This is a genomic window from Arthrobacter sp. SLBN-83 (assembly GCF_006715285.1).
GTDB lineage: Bacteria > Actinomycetota > Actinomycetes > Actinomycetales > Micrococcaceae > Arthrobacter.
The window spans coordinates 713910-732692 of sequence record NZ_VFMX01000001.1 but is presented as its reverse complement, the minus strand read 5'-3'; the positions used below and the strand labels follow the sequence as shown (position 1 = coordinate 732692).

The window sequence follows — 18783 nt, the reverse complement described above, 5'->3', positions numbered from 1 at the left end:
CGACCTTAAGGAGTGCAATGCTGTGATCTCCAACATATTCTGTCTTGCAGAATTTTCCGCTCGTATCCCGGGCCCCGTCAGGTGCCCGCTGCACCGTCCACCGGATGCGCCGCGATGTCCAGCTCCAGCTGCCGCCGGGTTTCCATCATCACGCCCACCAGGCCCGCGTCGAACAGGGGCCGGAACCTGGCCACCGGCGTTGCCACGCTCAAGGCGCCCACCACCATGCCCCTGCCGTTGTGCAGGGCCATCCCAAAGGCGCTGATGCCCTCCTCGGTGCCCTCGAAGTTTGCGGCGAATCCGTTGGCCCGCACCGACTCAAGCTCGCGCAGGAATGCCGGGTATTCGGCGTCGGGAATGTAGTCGCCGGCCAGCTCCGCGTTGGGGCTTCGGAACAACTGTTCCAGCGCAGCCGGTTCGAGCTCGGCCAGGATGGCCTTCCCGCCCGACGCCTTGTGCGCCGGAAGCAAAGTCCCTTGGCGGTCGCCCACGCGCAGGATGTTCGAGCTTTCCACCGTGTCCAGGAAGCGGACCTTGGTGCCCACCCGGATCATCAGGTTGACGGTCTCGTTGGTGCGCGCGCAAAGCACTTCCATGTGGGGCCGGGAAATGTCCCGCAGCTGCCGGGTCCAGCTGAACCCGGCAGGTCCGGCGCCCATCGCCGGGCCAGGCACGTAACGGCGGGTTTCGTCCTGGACAGCAAACCCGCGGTACACCAGCATGGCCAGCAGGCGGTGCGCCGTGGACGGGGCCACGCCGAGTTCCGCCGCGGCATCCTTGAGCCGCAGGCTGCCCACGTCCCGCAGGAGCTGCAGGAGCTGCAGGGCGTTGTCCACCGCCTCGATGGAGTAGGTGGGCTTCCGTCGGGCAGGAAGATTCTGCATAACAGAATCTTATGGGCCACCCGTTATGACTGCCAGCACAGTGGTGGGATGAATCACACAACTTCCGCTGCAGCGCCGCAGCGCATGGCCGCCCCCGCCCCGGGCGCAGGCCTTTCCGGGTTTCCCCGGCGTTCCGTGCTCGCCGTCCTGGTGTGCTGGCTGCTGGTCGTTTTCGACGGCTATGACCTGATCGTTTATGGCACCGTCCAGGGCTCGCTTATCAGCGACACCGGCTGGGGCCTCACCAAGGCCACCGCCGGCACCATCGGCTCGATGGCCTTCGTCGGCATGATGATCGGAGCGGTCTTCGCCGGCCGCATGTCCGATACCTGGGGCCGGCGGCGCACCATCATCGGCTGCGCCGTCTTGTTCTCCCTCTTCACCATCCTCTGTGCGTTTGCACCCAACGCCCCCATCTTCGGCGGCCTGCGGCTGCTCGCCGGCATCGGTCTGGGCGGCCTGGTCCCGTCCGCCAATGCCCTGGTGGCCGAGCTGGTACCCGAAAAGTGGCGCTCCACCATCGCCACCCTGATGATGTCCGGCGTCCCCATCGGCGGCTCCATCGCCGCCCTCGTGGGCATCCCGCTCATCCCGGCCTTCGGCTGGCCGGTGATGTTCCTGGTGGCCGTCGTCGCCCTGTTGGTGGTGATCCCGCTGGGCATCCGCTACCTGCCGGAGACGCTGGCCCCCGCCAAAACGGACGCCGCCGTGGGCAGCACCGCCAAGGAAGCCGTCGGCTTCGGCTCCCTGCTCCGGGCACCCTACCTCAGTACCAGCCTGCTGTTCGCCATCGGCACCCTGGTGACCCTCTTCGCCTGGTACGGGCTGGGCACCTGGCTGCCCAACCTCATGCAGCTGGCCGGCTACAACCTCGGCTCCGCCCTGACGTTCGCGCTGGCACTCAACCTCGGTGCCGTGGCGGGCTCGGTGCTGACGGCCTGGGCCGGAACCCGCTTCGGTCCCATCCCCACGGCCATTGCGGCAGCGGCGGTGGCCGCCGTCGCCCTGGTGGTCCTGGTGACCGGGCCGCCTGTCGCGGTCGTCTATTTCATGCTGGTGCTTGCCGGCGTGGGGACTCACGGCACCCAATGCCTCATCATCGCCGCCGTGGCCAGCCACTACCCGGCGCACCTTCGCGGTACCGCCCTGGGCTGGGCCCTGGGCGTGGGCCGGATCGGGGCTGTGGCCGCACCGCAGGCCGGCGGGCTCCTGCTCGCAGCGGGCCTGGGTGTGAATTCAAACTTCCTGGCGTTCGCCGGAGCAGCAGCCGCAGCGGCAGTCCTGATCGCTGCAGTCGGCATCAAAATCAAGAAATCAACAGCAGTAGGAGTTTCCAATGTCTAACGTCAAAGATTCCACCGATGTCCTGGTGGTGGGTGGCGGTATGGCCGGACTGGCCGGCGCGCTGGCACTGCGCGAAAACGGTGCTGACGTCACGCTCGTTGAGGTGGCACCGGCCTTCGGCGAAGTTGGTGCCGGACTGCAAATGGCCCCCAACGCCTCCCGCGTCCTCAAGCGCTGGGGCCTGCTGGAAAAAGCCCTGAAAATCGGTGTCCAGCCCAAGCACCTGGTGTTCCGCGACGCGGTCACGGGGGAGGAACTGACCCGCCAGACCCTGGGCGGCGAGTTCGAGGAACGCTACGGCGCCCCCTATGTGGTGATCCACCGCAGCGACCTGCACCGGATCCTGCTCGAAGCATGCCAGGAAGCCGGCGTCACCCTGGTGAACGACGTCCTGGTGCAGAAGGTGGAAACCGACGGCGACCGGGCACGGGCCTACAGCGCCAAGGGCGAGGTTTTCGAGGCAGACGCCATCCTGGCTGCGGACGGGCTGAAGTCCACCCTCCGCGCCACCGTTGCCAATGACGGCCCGGTGAACTCGGCTTACGTGGCGTACCGCGGCACGGTGCCCATCACCGAGGAAACCCCTGCAGCGGACCTGGAGGACGTCATCGTCTACCTGGGCCCCAACTGCCACCTGGTCCAGTACCCACTGCGGAAGGGCCAGCTGCTCAACACCGTGGCAGTATTCAAGTCTCCTTCCTTTGAACGCGGCGAGGAGCAGTATGGCGGGGTGGACGAACTGGAAGCGGCCTACAAGGACTGCGTCCCGGCCCTGCAGGAAGCCCTGAAGAACCTGGCCACGGGCATCCGCTGGCCCATGTACGACCGCAACCCGATTGAAAACTGGGTGTCCGGCCGCATGGCGCTGATCGGCGACGCAGCCCACCCTATGCTGCAGTACCTGGCCCAGGGCGCCTGCCAGGCGCTCGAGGACGCGGCCGTGCTGCAGGACGCCGCCAGTAACTGCGTCTTCACGCCCGAAGGCATCGACGCCGGTGCGTGGGAGGATGCCTTCCGCGAGTTCAACGAAACCCGCGCAGCCCGCACCGCCCGCGTCCAGCGAACCGCCCGCATCTGGGGCGAGTCCTGGCACGTTGACGGCGTAGCCCGCGTCCTGCGGAACATGCTGTTCAAGAGCCGCGGCGACAACAACTTCCAGTACAACGACTGGCTCTACGGGCGCAACGAGCCCGGCGCCCCGGCCGAGGTTCCGGCCGGAGCCAAACTCGTGAAAGCCTAAGCACTGCGAGCTAAGGCGGGCGTACGACGGCGGGTGGCTCCCGGCGTCGTACGCCCGCCTTTTGCTTGTGCTGGGAACGGCGCTCGAGGGTCTACTGAGGGCAGCTCAGGTCCGGGTTATAGGAAGCGAACATGCCGTCCGGGTTGTCCCGCCAGATCCATGCGTGAAGCGCGTAGGAACCGGGGAACGGTCCGTCCTCGAAGTCGAGGCCGGCGAGCTCAGGACGGTCGGCCGCTGTCGAGATGAATTCGGCCGCTACCAGTTCGTACTGGCCGTCCTCGTCGGGCATGTACACCAGGACCTCGGGCTTGCGGGCCTGGGTCTTGTCATCAACCAGGTCCTGCCTGGCGTAGTGGAAGCCCATGGCTCCGACGCCGGGTTTGTCGATGCATTCAGTGATTTTTCGGTAGCCGTCCGCTTCCGCGTTTTCCAGCCACCGGTAGTCGTCGGTAACGATGCGCAGGCTCTTGACCAGCCGGCGCTGATCATCATTGCTCCGCCAGTCATCGCTGTTGTCGGAGTCACCGTGCCATGGGCCACGGCAGTTCCGAGAGCAACTCCCAGGGCAAGTACGGCAGCGGAGGCTGCGGACAGCAACCCCGTCTTGGTGCGGTTCATCGTTGATCTTTACCCCCGGGCCCCCGAACCGGACGCGGGAGCGGAGACTAGCCTTCGTCGCAGAGCAGGTGGTACCAGCTGTCCGCCAGCACCTCCAGGGCGTGCTCGCGGTTTGGCTCCATCTTGCGGCGGGTCCACAGCGTGGCCACGTAGTCGAGCTGCGTGAAGGCCAGGGTGCCGCGGATGTGGCGGGTTTCCCCGGCGAAGCGCCCTGCCAGCTGCATGCCGCGGACCATGTCCGTGATGACTTCCTCATGCCAGCGCTCCACCATGGTGCGCACCTCGGGGTCCACGGCCGCCGCCTCGTCCAGCACATCCAGGTAGGGGCGGAAGACCGGCCACAGGGCTGCCCGGGATTCGAGCCAGGACAGGATGCCGGCCAGCTTGCCGTCCCGCACCACCTGCACCAGGTCCGGGGCGGTAGATCCGCTGTCGGGGCCGTCGGCGCGCTCCAGGACGGCGTTCACCCTGGCCATGAAGTCCCGCATCAGGTCCGCGCGCGTGGGGTAATACGCGTAAAAGGTCACACGGGTGGTACCGGCTGACGCGGCGATTTCATCAATGGTGGTGGCGGCGTAGCCCTTTTGGGTGAAAAGCTCCAGCGCCCGTTCCACGATGGTGTCGCGCGTGAGCTGCTTCTGGGCTTCGCGCAGCGATGGCATAGCGTCAATCCTAACGTGGAGTCCGGGCGCCGGAACCGGGGGGCGGCGGCCTCAGGCCTTCACGGGTTCGGCGGCCCGGACCACCTGCTGCCCCGTGGTGGCCAGCCGCCGCAGCTTGGGGATGGGGATGCGGTAGTTGATGGCCGCGGCGGTACCGGAACCATCCGCGTGCTCCCACCGCAGCAGCGACGAATCGGCCCCGGTGCCCTGTTCCCGGAGGTGGGGCGCCCCCTCCACAGGCGTGAAACCCACCGCTTTGAGTGACAATCCAAAGGCTTCCGTCCAAAAATAGGGCTGGAATTCCAGCGGCGGAGCCTCGTCTCCCAGGAGGAGGCCGACGGCGGCGGCCTTGGCCTGGTCGATCGCGCTGGTCCACAGCGGTACCCGGCCAAGTCCCCGCTGGGTGGGGAAGAAGGCGACGTCGCCGGCTGCGACGACATCGGAGCGAACCCGGCCCCGGGAATCGACCCGGAGGGCGCCATTGGTGAGCAGGCCGGAGCCTGCCAGCCATTCGATGTTCGGTTCGTCGCCGACCGCGCTGACCAGCAGGTCCGCTTCCAGGACCGTTCCGTCGGCTAACGCCACCTGCGGGGTGGTGCCTGACCGGACGAGCCGGGCCTTGGAGCCGTTGACGATCCGCAGCCCGTTCTCGCGGGCCGCAGCGGTGAAGATGCCGGAGAGGTAGCTGCCCAACTGGCGGACCAGCGGCTCGCCGTCAGTGACCAGGGTGACGTCGCAGCCGCCGTGCAGGCAGCCCCACGCCACTTCCATGCCGAGCGGGCCGCCGCCCACCACGATCACCGACGGGCGGCCGGCCACCAGTTCCTTCAACCGGACGGCGTCCTCAAGGGTGCGCAGGGTCAGCTCACCGTCGAAGCCTGCTTCTGCGCTCCCTGCCAGCCGCCTGGCCCGGGAACCCGAAGCGATCACCAACCCGTCGTACGGCAGGCTCCCGCCGCCGTCGAGCGTCACCCGGCGCGCCCCGGCGTCGAGCCCTGTGGCGCTGACCCCCAGCAACTCGTTCGCGCCGTGCGTCGGTGCGGGGAGCTCGTGCGCCGCCAGCCCGTCACCGCCATGGAGCAGCGCCTTGGACAGGGCCGGGCGGCTGTAGGGGGAGTGGCGCTCGGCGCCCACCACGGTCAGCTGGCCGTCGAAACCGGCCGCCCGCAGCGAGTCGCAGGCAGTGAGGCCCGCGATGCCGTTGCCGACGACGACGATCTGGCGAGCCGTCACGCTGCCACCAGTTTCAGGGCTGCCACGGGGCAAACCCGGACCGCGGCTTTCGCTGCCGCCTCGGCCTGGTCCCCCTCCACGTCAGGGACGTCGATGACCAGTTCGCCGGCGTCGTCCAGGTGCATCAGTGCCGGCGCTGCTTCCTCGCAGAGGCCGTGGCCCTCACAGCGCGGCCGGTCCAGTTCGATCCTCATGCTGCTTCCACCTCCAGTACCTGGAGCTGCTCGAAGCTCCTGGTCATATTGCTCGGAACCCGGTACCCCTCGCCCAGGGACAGTGACTTCACCCGCCGGGCCAGGGCTTCAACGATGGCGTGCCCTTCCAGGCGTGCCAGTCCCTGGCCGGCGCAGCCGTGCGGACCGTAGCCGAAGGACAGGTGGTCAACCGGGTTCCGCGTGACGTCGAAGGTGTCCGGGTTGTCATAGTGCCGTGGATCCCGGTTGCCGGCACCCAGGAGGATACCGAGCTGGGCGCCCGCCGGAACGGTCGCACCGTCGAGCTCCACCTCGCGGGTGGTGGTGCGGCCCCAGACGTGCAGCGGTGTCCACTAACGGAGCACCTCAGCGAAGGCCGCGGGAACCAGTTCGGGGTTGTTGCGGACCAGCTCGAGCTGCTCCGGGTGGCGGCCAAACAGCGCCACGATGTTGCCGATGGAGGCAATGGTGGTGTCGACGCCGGCACCCAGGTACTGGTGGATGATGTGGCCTGCGGAGCCCTCGGGGATGTCCCCGCGGGCCTCGGCGTCGAAGATGCCGCGACCGATGGAGCCGGGCGCCAGGTCCTCCGCGGTGACCGACGAACACCAGCCATAGAGTTCGCCGGCAATCGGGAAGCTCTCCTGGGTGCGGTGGTTCAGCGGCCCGAGCACCTGCATTGCCGCCTGGCCCCAGCGCAGCATGTTCTCCTTGACGTGGCCGCCGAACCCGATCAGGTCCGCCACGATGTCCAGGGGGAACGCGCGGGCCAGGGAATCGATGGCCTCGAAGGAACCGGTGGCCACCAGTTCGGCAACGAGCTTGTCCGCCTTCCCGTCGATGGTGACCTTGAGGCCGCGCAGGGCCCGCGGGGTGAGGTTCGCCGAGAGGGTGGCCCGCAGTTGGGTGTGCATGGGCGGATCCGAGGCCAGCGACGTGCCCTGCAGTGCCTCGTTCACCATCGGGTTGAAGCCCAGCGTGGTGGAGGAGAAGGACTCCGGATCTGCCAGGACGTCCCGGATGAGGTCGTAGCGGGTGACGGCGTAGAGGTTGTTCTTCGGGAGGTGGACCAGGCCGCCCAGTTCACGCAGCGCGGCGTAGGTGGGGTAGGGGTCCACCGTGACGTCGTCATCCCAGATGTCGATATCGGATTCGATGGGGTTCACAGTTGTCTCCTTGCGGATAGTCGGGGTTTCTGGGCCTGGACCGGTCATGCCTGGACGGCCTCGGCGTTGGCTTCTGTGGTTTCGGCGATGGCACCGGCCGTGGGAGCCGGGGAGCGGGAGCTTATGAAAAGGGTGAGGGTGGCCGACAGGACGGCGGCGATGCCCGCCGCGACGTAGACCGCCTGGAAACCCTGGCCCAGGGACGTTCCGGCCACCCCCTGGATCTGGGGCTGCACGGAGGCCAGGGCCTTGGCCATGCCATCCACTGCCTGGGCGGGGGCACCGCCGGCGGCGGCCTGGCCGGAGAACTGGGCAACGACGCCGTCCCAGCCGGAAAGGTATCCCAGCGGCGGTACGTGCGAGAGTCCGGCCACGGCGTCGGCGGGAAGGCCCGCTCCACCCAGGATTCCTGCCAGGGGGCCGGCGAAGGCGGTTGCCCCGACGCCGAACGCGATGGCCGATCCGATCACCGGGCCCAGGGCGAAGCCAAGGTCGCGCAGCAGATTGGTGGTAGCCGACGCCATGCCGATGTGCTGAGGCGGCACCGTGTTGATGGCCACGGCGGTGATGGAGCCCACCGTAAGGGCGAAAGCGATGCCCAGCAGGAACAGGGGAGGGATGAAGGCAGTCCACGGCGTCCCGCCGAACGCTTCGGGCGTACCCAGCGGGATGGTGGACAGCCAGAACGCGGAAGCTGCCATGAAGGCGAAGCCGGCCGTCAGCACCCACCGGGGTGCCACGTGGTGGATCAGCCAGCTCACCACCGGGATGAAGGCAAACGCCGGGCCCTGGATGAAGACGAACAGCACGGCCACCTTCCAGGCCTCAGCCAGGGCCAGGCCGCCCACGGCGACGCTGGTGCTGTAGCAGACGGCCAGGAAGGCGAACATGCCGGTCACGGCCACGATTCCGGTGATGGAGTAGGCGCTGTTCCGGAACAGGGAAAGGTGGACCAGGGGCTGGCGCGTCCGTGCCTCGATCACCACAAAGGCAACCAGGAGGGCAGCACCCACAACATAGCTGGCGATGACCTCGGCGCTGCCGAATCCGGCGTCGACCGCCTGCACGGTGGCAAAGAGCACCGCAATCAGGCCCAGCGCCAGGGTGGCCTGCCCGGGCACATCGAGCTTCCGCCCTCCGCCGGCAGCGGAGTCCTTCGCCCGGGTGGCCATGACCAGCACGGCGACGGCGATCGCGGCGGCGATGTAGTAGGCCACCCGCCAGCCGCTGAAGGCGTTGGGTGCGCCGGCGGCAGGTCCCGGCACGGTGAATGCCTGCGACGTGAGACCCGCCAGCATGGGCGAGATGACCGCGCCGAGGGAGAGGAAGCCGGCCCAGGTGGCGATGACCTTGGCCCGGGCTCGGTGGTCCGGGGTGATGGCCGCGATCATGGAGAGCGAGATGGGAAAGAGGATGCCGGCGCCGATGCCGCCCACGGCCTGGGCCGCGATCATCATTTCCGTGTTGACTGCCAGTGCCGCCAGGACGGAACCGGCAATGCTCACGGCCGCGCCGGCGTAAAGCAGCTTCTTGCGGCCGAACAGGTCGCCCAGCAGGCCCCAGCTGAGCTCGAAGACCACGATGCCCATCATGAACATCCCTGCGATCCAGGTCAGCCCGGCGCCGGAGGTCCGGAATTCGACGGCGAAGGTTCCGTTGAGTGCGCCGGGCAGTGCGTTGGTGATTTGCGCCAGGGTCACGGCGCTGTAGGCCGCAACAAACGTGGCGCGCACCGAGCCGCGGCTCGAGACGGTGGGGGTCAGGCTCATCGATGAAACTCCCTTGTTCCAGTGAGAAGTTGAGTGGTGTTCCCAACAGTCTGTAGTGATCTATTACACAGTGTCAAGGAAAATGCTCAATGAAAGTTTTCTTGACACTATGTAAAGAATTGTGTGATGCTGACCCCACCGCAACGGAGCGAGGGCTCGGCGGGACCCCTACCCAAGCACCCGGATCCAAGGGAGAACTTTGTGAAAAACCATCCGGCCGCCGATTCCCACGGCGCCCCCGTCCACACCGCGGAAAAGGGCACCGTAAAACCCGGCACCGTCAACACCGTCCTGGGCCCGGTTCCCGCATCTGAGCTGGGCGTCACCGCCGTCCATGAAGCGCTGCTGTCCGTCCTGCCGGGAGCCCAGTACGCCCCCGATATTTCAATGGACCGGGCGGAAATCTTCGCGGCGCTCGCCGGGAAGCTCGCCGATTTCCGGCGGCACGGCGGCCAGACGATCGTCGACAGCACCGGCATGTTCCACGGCAGGGACCTCAAGCTGTACGAGGCACTGTCCCGCTCCACCGGGGTCCATATCGTCGCCTCCACCGGCCTTGGGCCCGAGGAGGAGCTCGGCGGCTACTTCCTGACGCCGCAGACCAACCCACCCACCCCGTGGCCCGCCGAAAAGTTCAGCGACCTCTTCGCCAGGGAAGTCACCGACGGGATGGTGGTCCCCCGGGTTGAACGCCGCGCCGCCGCAGGGATCATCACTACGGCCGCCGACCGGGCCGGGATGACCCCCACGGAGGAGAGCCTGTTCCGCGGATCCGCGCGGGCGGCCCGGGAAACCGGAGTGCCCGTCTCCATCCGCTTCGGCGCCGATGCCCTCCATGATCTGGACATCGTCCTGGATGAGCAGCTTCCCGCGGACCGCGTGCTGGTAGGCGGGCTGGACCGCCTCGACGCCGCAGGAGCCGCCGGCAAGGTGGCCGAGCGAGGCGCCTTCGTGGGCATCGACCACGTAGGCCTGAACGACCACCCGGACTACCTGACTGACCACGGCCGGGCTGAGCTGGTTTTGGAACTCGCCAGGGCAGGGCACACGGACAAGATCATCCTCTCCGGGAACTCGATCGGTGTCGCGAAGGGACTTCCGGCGTACGACCTACCCTTCAGCCACGTCCTGGCCACGTTCGTTCCGTTCCTCAAAGCCCGCGGCCTGGCCGACGACGACGCCCGGCGCATTCTCGTGGACAACCCCCGCACCCTCCTGGCCGTCCGCTGACCACGCTTCCATCAGCCCTCCAAACCCGAGGTAGAACAATGACTAAAGTCAACACAGTGCTGGGAACCATCCCGGCCGAAGAACTTGAAATCGTGGCCGTCCACGAGCACATCGGCTACGGCATGCCCGGCTCCGAACTGGACACCAAGTGGTGGAAGACGCCCGAACAGGCGTACGAGGAGACGGTGCCGAAGCTCCGCAAGTTTCGCGAGTACGGCGGCGGCACCATGGTGGACGCCACCGGTATCTGCAACGGCCGCGACATCGACTACTACAAGTCCCTCTCGCGGAAGACCGGCGTCAACATCGTGGCCTGCACCGGTTTCGTGGGAGGCGACACTGCGCTGCCTCATTTTTCCCGCGCCACCGTGGACTACCTGGCCAAGGTTTTCATCCACGAGATCGCCGTCGGCATCGGCGATACCGGTGCCAAGGCCGGCGTCATCAAGGTGGGCGTCAGCCGCGGCGGCCGGATGACGGACTTGGACAAGCGGATTTACCGGGCCGCGGCCCGCGCCGCCGTCGCCACCGGAGCCCCGGTCCTCACCCACCTGGCCATCGACCCGGAACCGGCCGTGGCCATCTTCAAGGAAGAAGGCCTGCCGTTGGACCGGGTGCTCTTCGGCCACGCCGACGACGGCCTGAACGCCCCCATCACCCCGCACGACTGGATCTACGAACAGGGCGGCCGGATCGGCTTCGACACGTTTGGCTACGACCTCGAACTGCCGGACCCGCCCTTCTGGGGCCGCAAGCGTGCCGAGCGCATGGAGCACTTCGTCAAGCTCGTGAACAAGGGCTACGCGGACAAGCTCCTGGTCTCCGCCGACGCCAACTGCAGCCCCCTGGGCTGGCCGGGAGTCAAGGGCCACACCATCAACTACATCTTCGAGGACATGATTCCGGACATGCGCGCCGCCGGCATCGACGACGCCACCCTCAAACTCCTGCTCCAGGACAACCCGGCGGACTTCCTGTCCCTCCAGGCCTGACCGGTCGCCCAAAACAACCCTTCCACCGGGCACCGCCCGGGCTGCAGAAAGAGACCCACCCCATGAAGGCTGAAGACCTCAAGAACCTCCGCATCGCCATCGTCGGCGCAGGGTACGGCGGCGCGGCCGCCGCCAAAGCCCTGAGCCTGCTGGGCGCCACCGTCAACGTGTACGAACAAGCCTCCAGGATGCGGGAGGTGGGCGCCGGCATCGGGCTGCGTCCGGCCACCATGTCCCGCTTCCGCCAGTGGGGAATCTTCGACGCCATCGCCGAAGTGAGCTCACCCAGCGATTACTTCGAAATCCTCAGCGCCACCGGCCACCCCATCATGAAGGACACCTGGCCCGAGGACGGTGACCAGAAGCAGACCCACCTGATCCACCGCGGCGACTTCATCGAAGCCCTGCTCGGCGTCCTCCCTGAAGGCATGGTGCACCTGGGCCACAAGCTTGAGTCCATCACCGACAACGGGGAATCCTCCGTCCTGGCCTTCGCCGATGGCACCACCGTGGAAGCCGACCTGGTGGTGGGGGCGGACGGCATCAAGTCCGTGGTCCGCGAGCAGCTGTTCAGTGGCAAACCGCCGGTCTTCTCCGGAGAGCATGCCTACCGGGCCGTGATCTCCGCCGACGACTCCCACGGCATGGTGGTGGACGACAACCTGCGGATGTACATCGGCAAGGGCACCAAGGTCTACCTGCTGCCGCTGCGCCACCGCAACCAGATGTCCTTCGACATCACGGCACTGAACCCCGACGGGACCTGGGCGCCGGCCATCAGCAAGGACGACCTGCTGGCAACGGTGGAAGGCTTCGATGACCGCATCGTCAGCATTGCCCGCGGCCTGGACATGGACACCGTCAACGTCCGCGCCGTGTACGACATCGATCCCGTGGACACCTGGCACACCGACTCGGTGGTGCTGATGGGAGACGCCGCCCACTCGATGCTCCACCACCAGGGCCAGGGCGCCAACTCCGCCATCGAGGACGCGGGAGCGCTCGCCGACGCCCTCGCAGCGGCCGGCTCAGTCAAGGAAGCGCTGGCCCTGTTCCAGGCCACCCGCAAGCCGGTCACGGACGAGCTGCAGCGCATCTCCCGGCAGGGCTGGAGCGAGGAAGAAGTCAACGACGTCTTCCCGGGTCAAAAGCCTGCCTCCCAGAAGCCTGCTCCGCACGAGCCCGCCGAAACCGTGAAGGCTTGACCCATGACCATCCACCCCGAAATCGCCAAGGTCCTCGGCACCCTGCCCACCCCGGACGGTTCGCCGCTGGATCCGCAGGCCCTGCGTGCGGGCGAAGCAGCCCAGGTCCAGCCCGCGGAAAAGCGCCTGCCGCCGCACGCCGTCGTCGACGCCACGGCACGGACCCCGGCAGGTGACGTGCCCGTCCGCATCTACACCCCCACGGACGCGGACACTTTTGGACTGCTGGTGTACTTCCACGGCGGCGCCTTCTTCCTGGGAAGCCTGGACACCCACGATCATGTGGCCCGCTCGCTCGCCAAGGAGACCGGCCGCAAGGTCATCTCGGTGGGCTACCGGCTGGCCCCGGAAGCGGCGTTCCCGGCAGGGCTGGAGGACTGCTATGGCGTGGTTCGCTGGGCGGCTACCGAAGGCGAAGCCCTGGGCTGGAACGGGGACCTTGCCGTCGCCGGCGACAGCTCGGGCGCCAACTTCGCCGCCGTCGTCACTGCCATGGCCCATGACGACGGCTTCCCCGGCATCACCCACCAAATCCTGTTCTACCCCTCCCTGGACCTGGACTTCGATGCGGACCGCTACCCTTCGATGCGCGAAAACGCGGAAGGGTACGGGCTGGAGACGGCAGGCCTCAAGCCGTTCAACGCGTTCTACCTCGACAGCGGGGCGGACCCGGCAGATCCCCTCGTCTCACCGATCAAGCGGCAGGACCTCACCGGCCTGCCCGCTGCGCTCATCATCACCGCCGAGCACGACCCCCTGCGGGACGAGGGTGAACAGTATGGCCGGCGGCTGGAGGAGGCCGGTGTTCCCGCCACCGTCAGCCGGTACGCCGGGGCAAACCACGGCTTCGTCCAGAACTTCTCCTGGATCCCCGAGTATTACCGGGCATTCGAGGAGGCCGCCGAGTTCCTGGCCCCCGCCCCAAAGGCAGCGGAATGACGGCGGCGGTCCACCCCCTGGTGTCTCCCTGGGGCAGGTTTGGGCTGTACAGCTTCTTCATCGACGCTCCGGAGCCGGCCATCGTGGACACCGGAATCGCGTCGTCCCCCGCGGAGGGAATGGCGCCGGCACTGGAGGCCATCGGCCGCCGCATCGAGGACGTCCGCTGGATCCTGCTTACCCACGGACACATCGACCACATCGGCGGCGCGCACGCGCTGTGGGAGCTCACCGGCCGGCGCGCCAAGGTAGTCATCCACGAGGCCGACGCCCCTATGCTCCGCTCACGCCGGTCACACGTTGAGGAGTACCTTTCCGGGCGGGGCCGGTACCTGCAGGATCCGGAGGGCGAGGCCAAGCAGGTTGCTGCGACAAACGCCGTCATCTCGGGGGAGATGGAGCCGTCCATGCTGGTCCGCGGCGGGGAAACCATTTCCCTTGGCGGCCGCGTCACCGTGTCCGTCCACCCGGTTCCGGGCCACACACCGGGGTCGGTGGCCTACGTCATTGACGGCCAGAATGACGTCTTCGTTGGCGACGCCGTGCAGGTCCACGGTGCGGCCAATGGGTTCCCCGGCTACGTGGACCCGGCCGGCTACCGGTCCAGCCTGGAGTACCTTCGCGACGAGGTCCGCCCGCGGCACCTGTACCTGGGGCACCCATACCGCCGTTCGGACGGGGCGCCCTACGGTGTGGAGCTGGACGAAGACCAGGCGCACGAGGCCCTCACGGAGAGCCTGGCCATCGAGGCCCGGGTGGGCGGGGCCGCCTGCGGCTGCCTGGCCGCCGGCCTCCACCAGACCCAGTCCCCATACTCGCCGTTCGAGCCTGTTGCCCGGGAGCTTGAATACGACGGCGACCCCACCCTTGAGCCCTCGCCGTTCTTCACCACGATGAACGGCTACCGCACCCAGTCCACCACCACGTCTTTCCAGAGGAGCGTTCGCAACCATGGCTGAGTACCAGACGATCGACGCCGGCGGGCAGAAAATTGCCGTCCGCAAGGACCTGCGCGTCCCCATGCGGGACGGGGTTGAGCTTGCCGCCGACGCCTATCAAGGCACCGATGACAAGCCGCGGCCTGCGCTGGTGGCATTGAGCCCGTACGGGAAGGAGTTGCAGGCACTGGCCCTGACCACCCCGCCGCAGCGCCGGCCCAGCCCCATGTGGGACGGCTGCATCGAGGCCGGCGACATCGCCCGGATCGTCAAGGAAGACTACGTCCACGTCATCGGCGACCTGCGCGGTTCCGGGCACTCCGGCGGCGAGCACATCGGCAACTACAACGCCGGGGGAGTGTCCCTGGGCCAGGACGCCTACGACTTCATCGAGTGGGTGGCGCAGCAGCCCTGGTGCGACGGCAACGTGGGCATGGTGGGCATCTCCTACTTCGGCTCCATGCAGGTCCTCGCCGCCGCCGAACGGCCGCCGCACCTGAAGGCCATCTTCGTCTCCGGCGGCCACTACGACTTCTACGAAACCACCTACCACGGCGGCGTCATGTGGTTCATGCCCCGCGCCGCGCGTGAGGGCAGGGGAGGGGACTCCGGCTGGGCCTTCACGGACCGGGTCAAGTCCCGGATGGTGGAGAAGTACTCCCCGGAAGAACTCAAAGAGCTCGTAGCAAAGCGGCTGCAGGACCCGGACGTAGCCGCCTGGCCCAACCTGGTCCACCTCCTGAACTACCCCACGAACCATGAGGCGTGGTTCGACATCGTCATGAACGAGCTCGACGGCGACTGGTACGAAGAGCGCAATCCCATCACCCTGGCCCCGAACATCGACATTCCGGTGTGGCTGCAGCTGGACCAGGGCCGCGGCTGGACGCTGGACGGCACCATTGAGCTGTTCAACGCGCTCCAGGGGCCGAAAAAGCTGGACATCGGCCCGTACCCGCCCATGCAGTCCCGGCCCTTCATCGAAGAGCACGACAAGATGTTCCGGTGGTACGACTACTGGATCAAGGGCATCGACAACGGGGTGATGGACGAACCCGCGGTGTCCGTCTTCGTGGAAGGTTCCCGGGACGTGGTGACCGCCGAAGCATGGCCGCCCAAGGACATTGACTACCGGGCCCTCTACCTGCGCCCCCGGCACAAGCTCTCCACCGAACCCGAGCTGATGGGTACCGAACATGCCGCGCCCGACGGTTTCTACCAGGCGCCGCTGACGGTCACCGACAAAGTGCAGATCATCAGCTGGAGCACCGAAACCTTTGAAGAACCCACTGAGATGATCGGGGCCGGCGCTGCCCACATTTTCGCCGAGATCGACCAGCCGGACACCAACTTCATCCTCCGTCTCTGGGACACGGCCCCAAACGGGAAGCGGCAGCTCATCACCACGGGTTATCTGAAGGCTTCGCACCGCGAGCTCGATTCGGAGCGGACCAGCGATGGCAACCCCTACCACCCGCACACCCGCGCGGTGCCGGTGGAGCCGGGGAGGATCGAGGAATACGTGGTCCGCCTCTACCCGTTCGCGAACACCTTCAACCCCGGGCACCGGTTGGTCGTGGAGCTCTCCAACGGCGAGCCGCTCGCGGATGAGCACAATTCACTGCTGCCGCCGGACGCATTCCACCTCCCGGTGGGTAGGCCGGTCACGCACAAGATCTACCGTGACGCCCACCACCGGTCCCGCCTGGTCCTGCCCTTCACCGTGGACTGATCAGGCCGGCGCGGGTCCCGTCGATTCCCGGATGGTGAGGTGCGTGGGCATGACGGCCAGTTGACGGGCGGCGCTTCCCGGCAGCGGGTTGAGCTGGGCCAACAGCATGGAAACGGCCACCCTGCCCGCCTGTTCGATGGGGCTGGAGATGGTGGTCAGTGGCGGGTTGCAGAAGTCTGCGCCGAAGATGTCGTCCGATCCGATGATGCTCATGTCCTGGGGGACCCGGATGCCGCGGGCCTGCAGGCGCTGCAGCATACCGATGGCCAGCAGGTCATTGAAAACGATGCAGGCCGTTGCCCCGGTCCTGACCGCTGCGTCGGCTGCCGCAGCCCCTGATGTGGTCTTGGGGGTGTACGGGCCAATGCGGTGCACCTCCATTCCGCGCTTGGTGGCGTCCTCTTCGAAGACCTTCCACCGCATTTGGTTGGACCACGAGGTTGGCGGTCCGGCGACGTAGCAAACTTTGTGATGTCCCAGCGAGGCCAGGTGTTCCAGCGCCTGGATGATGGCCGACGGCGTATCGATCATCACTGTCGGGGCGCTGGTGGAAGCCCGGTTGAACGTCACCAGGGGCTGTGATTGCGAGACCTCCGCAAGCTGGGCATCCGACAGGCGCGAGGCAGCAAGGATGAACCCGTCCGCGGATTTCCGCATCTTGTGGAGCGCGTCCAGTTCCATCTCGCTGGACTCCTCTGTGTCCACCAGGAGCTGGGTGACACCGGCGGCCTTGAGCTGGTGCTGCGTGCCGCGGATGATGTCGAAGTAGAACGGGTTGGTGATGTCGGGCACCAGGACGGCCACGGCGTTGGTCCGCCCCGAACTGAGCCCGCGTGCCTGGGAGCTGGGCACGTAGTTGAGCTGGGCGGCAGCCTCTTCGATCCGCAGGCGGGTGCGGGGATTCACCCGGTCCGGCCGGGCCAGGGCACGTGAGACGGTGGAGGTGGCAACGCCTGCGAGCTCGGCAACGTCGCGGATGGTGGGCGGCCGGTCCCGCTGGGCGCCGGCGCCAAAGCCCGGCGGGCGTGACGCCTTTATTGTCGGGTCTGCCATCGCTGCGGCCTTTCCTCGCGGACCGGCAAAGCCAGCCAAATGGGGCTCCCAAGGCTACTCGCCGCTGGATTCCTGATGCACCTATATGAGCATTTTTGGCAACTTTTGGCAACCGCTTGCCACCAACTTGCCATCTTCCTAGACTGAATCTCGAGTCGCCTGCAGTGATCTCCGCCACAGGACGGATGTGGCCATGCGGGTGTCCAAGAGGAGAAAAACAATGAGGTTTAAATCGACTACTGGGCTCGCGGCAATTGTCACGGCTGCAGCACTCGCCCTGACCGGTTGTGGGTCCGGAGGCTCCGGAAGCGGCGGAGGTTCCAACGCCGGCGGGAAGGTGGACGGAACGGGCAAGACCCTCAGTGTCCTGACAGGCGTCCTGGCCCAGTACCCCGAACAGCAGAAGCAGTGGCAAAGCGACATCGCCGCCAAGTTCAAGGCTGAGACCGGCGCCGACGTGAAATTTGAGACCTTCGCCTCCGCCAATGACGAGCTCACCCGGATCCAGACCTCGGTGGTATCAGGCCAGGGACCTGACATTTATGGACTCGGCACAACGTTCACGCCTACGGCCTACGCCACCAAGGCATTCGTCACCCTCTCGGATGATGACTGGAAGGCAGTAGGCGGCAAGGACCGCTTCAACCCCGCCGCCCTCGGTATTTCCGGTCCGGACAAGGACCACCAGGCAGGCATCCCCTTCGTGAGCCGTCCGTTCGTGATGGCTTACAACAAGGACCTGCTGGCAGCGGCCGGCATCGACAAGCCCGCCACCACCTGGGACGAACTGGCAGCCCAGGCAAAGAAGATGACCAAGGGTGATACCTACGGCATCGCCACCGGCTACAAGGACAACTACGATCCCTGGAAGTTCATCTGGGCCATGTCCGTGCAGGCCGGCAACCCCCTGGTTGACGGAAACAAACTGAAGTTGGACGATCCCGCAGTCAAGAAGGCGTACCAGACTTACTTCGGCTGGCTCACCGACGACAAGGTTGTTGACCCTGCTTCCGTCGGCTGGAGCAACAGCAATGCCGTGGCAGCCTTTGCCAGCGGCAAGGCCGGCTACCTGATGATGACCACCGGCACCTCTATTCCGACGCTCGATAAGTCGGCCATAGCCGGCAAGTACGAGTACACGCTGATGCCCACCGTCCCCCCGGGTGAGACCCAGTCCAAGTCCGATGGCGACGCCGCGAGCATCCTCTCCGGTGACAACCTCGTGGTGGCCGACTACTCCAAGCAGAAGGACCTCGCGTTCGCCTACATCAAGCTGATCACGTCCAAGGATGAGCAGTTGAACTACCAGAAGATCTTCGGCGACTTGCCGGCCAACGCCGAGGCCCTCGCCAGCCTGACCGATCCGAAGCTCAAGCCGATGGCTGACGCCGCTGCCAAGTCCAAGGCGACACCCTTTACCGGTGCCTGGGGCGATATCCAGCTCGCACTCCTGAATGTCACCGTCCAGTCCATTCCGGACCTGGCCGCGGGCAAGGTGGACGACTCTGCCCTGGACCAAAGGATCAAGGACGCCCAGAACAAGGGCCAGGCATCCCTGGACCGCGCCTCCAAAGGATAAGTCCT

At 66.8% G+C, this 18783-nt stretch carries 18 protein-coding genes; 9 read left to right on the top strand and 9 right to left on the bottom strand.

Features of this window, described 5'->3' with window-relative positions; all coding sequences use genetic code 11:
- Positions 1 to 77: 77 nt before the first annotated feature.
- Positions 78 to 884 (bottom strand): IclR family transcriptional regulator, encoded by an 807-nt coding sequence (locus FBY30_RS03205; protein ID WP_142131208.1) that lies wholly within the window; start codon positions 882 to 884, stop codon positions 78 to 80.
- A 48-nt stretch (positions 885 to 932) separates the two neighbouring features.
- Here FBY30_RS03205 and FBY30_RS03200 point away from each other — a divergent pair, with 48 nt between their 5' ends.
- Both FBY30_RS03200 and FBY30_RS03195 read left to right on the top strand, forming a co-directional pair.
- On the top strand, positions 933 to 2228 hold the full coding sequence (locus FBY30_RS03200; RefSeq protein WP_200830626.1) for an MFS transporter: 1296 nt from the start codon (positions 933 to 935) through the stop codon (positions 2226 to 2228).
- Entirely contained in the window at positions 2221 to 3468 is a 1248-nt protein-coding gene (locus tag FBY30_RS03195; protein ID WP_142131207.1) for an FAD-dependent oxidoreductase, read from the top strand. The genes FBY30_RS03200 and FBY30_RS03195 overlap by 8 nt, the downstream gene beginning before the upstream one ends.
- 91 nt (positions 3469 to 3559) lie before the next feature.
- Here the strand turns inward: FBY30_RS03195 and FBY30_RS20925 are convergent, their stop codons facing one another.
- The 7 genes from FBY30_RS20925 to FBY30_RS03165 form a co-directional block, all read right to left on the bottom strand.
- Positions 3560 to 3832, bottom strand: a complete 273-nt coding sequence (locus FBY30_RS20925; RefSeq protein WP_235009320.1) for a hypothetical protein — start codon at positions 3830 to 3832, stop codon at positions 3560 to 3562.
- 301 nt (positions 3833 to 4133) lie between these two features.
- Positions 4134 to 4748: a TetR/AcrR family transcriptional regulator gene (locus FBY30_RS03185; RefSeq protein ID WP_142131206.1), complete on the bottom strand. Its 615-nt coding sequence runs from the start codon at positions 4746 to 4748 to the stop codon at positions 4134 to 4136.
- A gap of 51 nt (positions 4749 to 4799) precedes the next feature.
- Positions 4800 to 5981, bottom strand: a complete 1182-nt coding sequence (locus tag FBY30_RS03180) for an NAD(P)/FAD-dependent oxidoreductase (RefSeq protein ID WP_142131205.1) — start codon at positions 5979 to 5981, stop codon at positions 4800 to 4802.
- Positions 5978 to 6175, bottom strand: coding sequence for a ferredoxin (locus FBY30_RS03175; protein WP_142131204.1), 198 nt, complete (start codon positions 6173 to 6175; stop codon positions 5978 to 5980). The genes FBY30_RS03180 and FBY30_RS03175 overlap by 4 nt, the downstream gene beginning before the upstream one ends.
- A complete protein-coding gene (locus FBY30_RS20920) occupies positions 6172 to 6519 on the bottom strand; it encodes a cytochrome P450 (RefSeq protein WP_268815711.1) in 348 nt (115 codons plus the stop codon). Before FBY30_RS20920 ends, FBY30_RS03175 begins: the two co-directional genes overlap by 4 nt.
- Before the next feature lie 9 nt (positions 6520 to 6528).
- Positions 6529 to 7341: a hypothetical protein gene (locus FBY30_RS03170; RefSeq protein WP_235009318.1), complete on the bottom strand. Its 813-nt coding sequence runs from the start codon at positions 7339 to 7341 to the stop codon at positions 6529 to 6531.
- A 44-nt stretch (positions 7342 to 7385) separates the two neighbouring features.
- Positions 7386 to 9110, bottom strand: a complete 1725-nt coding sequence (locus FBY30_RS03165) for an MFS transporter (protein ID WP_142131203.1) — start codon at positions 9108 to 9110, stop codon at positions 7386 to 7388.
- A 201-nt stretch (positions 9111 to 9311) separates the two neighbouring features.
- Between FBY30_RS03165 and FBY30_RS03160 the strand changes: the two genes are divergently transcribed.
- The 6 genes from FBY30_RS03160 (at position 9312) to FBY30_RS03135 (ending at position 16146) form a co-directional block, all read left to right on the top strand.
- Positions 9312 to 10340 (top strand): phosphotriesterase, encoded by a 1029-nt coding sequence (locus tag FBY30_RS03160; RefSeq protein WP_235009317.1) that lies wholly within the window; start codon positions 9312 to 9314, stop codon positions 10338 to 10340.
- A gap of 38 nt (positions 10341 to 10378) precedes the next feature.
- The gene (locus tag FBY30_RS03155) at positions 10379 to 11332 is read left to right on the top strand and encodes a phosphotriesterase (protein WP_142131201.1); all 954 of its coding nucleotides are present in this window, start codon (positions 10379 to 10381) and stop codon (positions 11330 to 11332) included.
- Positions 11333 to 11394: 62 nt separating this feature from the next.
- On the top strand, positions 11395 to 12537 hold the full coding sequence (locus tag FBY30_RS03150; protein WP_142131200.1) for an FAD-dependent oxidoreductase: 1143 nt from the start codon (positions 11395 to 11397) through the stop codon (positions 12535 to 12537).
- Between the two features lie 3 nt (positions 12538 to 12540).
- Entirely contained in the window at positions 12541 to 13476 is a 936-nt protein-coding gene (locus tag FBY30_RS03145) for an alpha/beta hydrolase (RefSeq protein ID WP_142131199.1), read from the top strand.
- Positions 13473 to 14435, top strand: a complete 963-nt coding sequence (locus FBY30_RS03140; protein WP_142131198.1) for an MBL fold metallo-hydrolase — start codon at positions 13473 to 13475, stop codon at positions 14433 to 14435. Before FBY30_RS03145 ends, FBY30_RS03140 begins: the two co-directional genes overlap by 4 nt.
- Positions 14428 to 16146: a CocE/NonD family hydrolase gene (locus tag FBY30_RS03135; protein WP_142131197.1), complete on the top strand. Its 1719-nt coding sequence runs from the start codon at positions 14428 to 14430 to the stop codon at positions 16144 to 16146. Before FBY30_RS03140 ends, FBY30_RS03135 begins: the two co-directional genes overlap by 8 nt.
- On the opposite strand, the gene FBY30_RS03130 is transcribed toward FBY30_RS03135, so the two are convergent.
- Complete coding sequence (locus tag FBY30_RS03130; RefSeq protein WP_142131196.1) at positions 16147 to 17199, bottom strand: LacI family DNA-binding transcriptional regulator; 1053 nt, start codon at positions 17197 to 17199, stop codon at positions 16147 to 16149.
- Positions 17200 to 17419: 220 nt separating this feature from the next.
- On the opposite strand from FBY30_RS03130, the gene FBY30_RS03125 reads away from it, so the two are divergent.
- Positions 17420 to 18778 (top strand): ABC transporter substrate-binding protein, encoded by a 1359-nt coding sequence (locus FBY30_RS03125; RefSeq protein WP_200830625.1) that lies wholly within the window; start codon positions 17420 to 17422, stop codon positions 18776 to 18778.
- The last annotated feature ends 5 nt before the right edge of the window (positions 18779 to 18783 follow it).

Bases quoted from the DNA above. Each gene is read 5' to 3' on its own strand.
- FBY30_RS03155 (WP_142131201.1), top strand. From the start codon at position 10,379: ATGACTAAAGTCAACACAGTGCTGGGAACCATCCCGGCCGAAGAACTT.
- FBY30_RS03145 (WP_142131199.1), top strand. From the start codon at position 12,541: ATGACCATCCACCCCGAAATCGCCAAGGTCCTCGGCACCCTGCCCACC.
- FBY30_RS03125 (WP_200830625.1), top strand. From the start codon at position 17,420: ATGAGGTTTAAATCGACTACTGGGCTCGCGGCAATTGTCACGGCTGCA.
- FBY30_RS03175 (WP_142131204.1), bottom strand. From the start codon at position 6,175: ATGAGGATCGAACTGGACCGGCCGCGCTGTGAGGGCCACGGCCTCTGC.
- FBY30_RS03135 (WP_142131197.1), top strand. From the start codon at position 14,428: ATGGCTGAGTACCAGACGATCGACGCCGGCGGGCAGAAAATTGCCGTC.
- FBY30_RS03200 (WP_200830626.1), top strand. From the start codon at position 933: ATGAATCACACAACTTCCGCTGCAGCGCCGCAGCGCATGGCCGCCCCC.
- FBY30_RS03165 (WP_142131203.1), bottom strand. From the start codon at position 9,110: ATGAGCCTGACCCCCACCGTCTCGAGCCGCGGCTCGGTGCGCGCCACG.
- FBY30_RS03205 (WP_142131208.1), bottom strand. From the start codon at position 884: ATGCAGAATCTTCCTGCCCGACGGAAGCCCACCTACTCCATCGAGGCG.
- FBY30_RS03185 (WP_142131206.1), bottom strand. From the start codon at position 4,748: ATGCCATCGCTGCGCGAAGCCCAGAAGCAGCTCACGCGCGACACCATC.
- FBY30_RS20925 (WP_235009320.1), bottom strand. From the start codon at position 3,832: ATGGGCTTCCACTACGCCAGGCAGGACCTGGTTGATGACAAGACCCAG.
- FBY30_RS03130 (WP_142131196.1), bottom strand. From the start codon at position 17,199: ATGGCAGACCCGACAATAAAGGCGTCACGCCCGCCGGGCTTTGGCGCC.
- FBY30_RS03150 (WP_142131200.1), top strand. From the start codon at position 11,395: ATGAAGGCTGAAGACCTCAAGAACCTCCGCATCGCCATCGTCGGCGCA.
- FBY30_RS03195 (WP_142131207.1), top strand. From the start codon at position 2,221: ATGTCTAACGTCAAAGATTCCACCGATGTCCTGGTGGTGGGTGGCGGT.
- FBY30_RS03140 (WP_142131198.1), top strand. From the start codon at position 13,473: ATGACGGCGGCGGTCCACCCCCTGGTGTCTCCCTGGGGCAGGTTTGGG.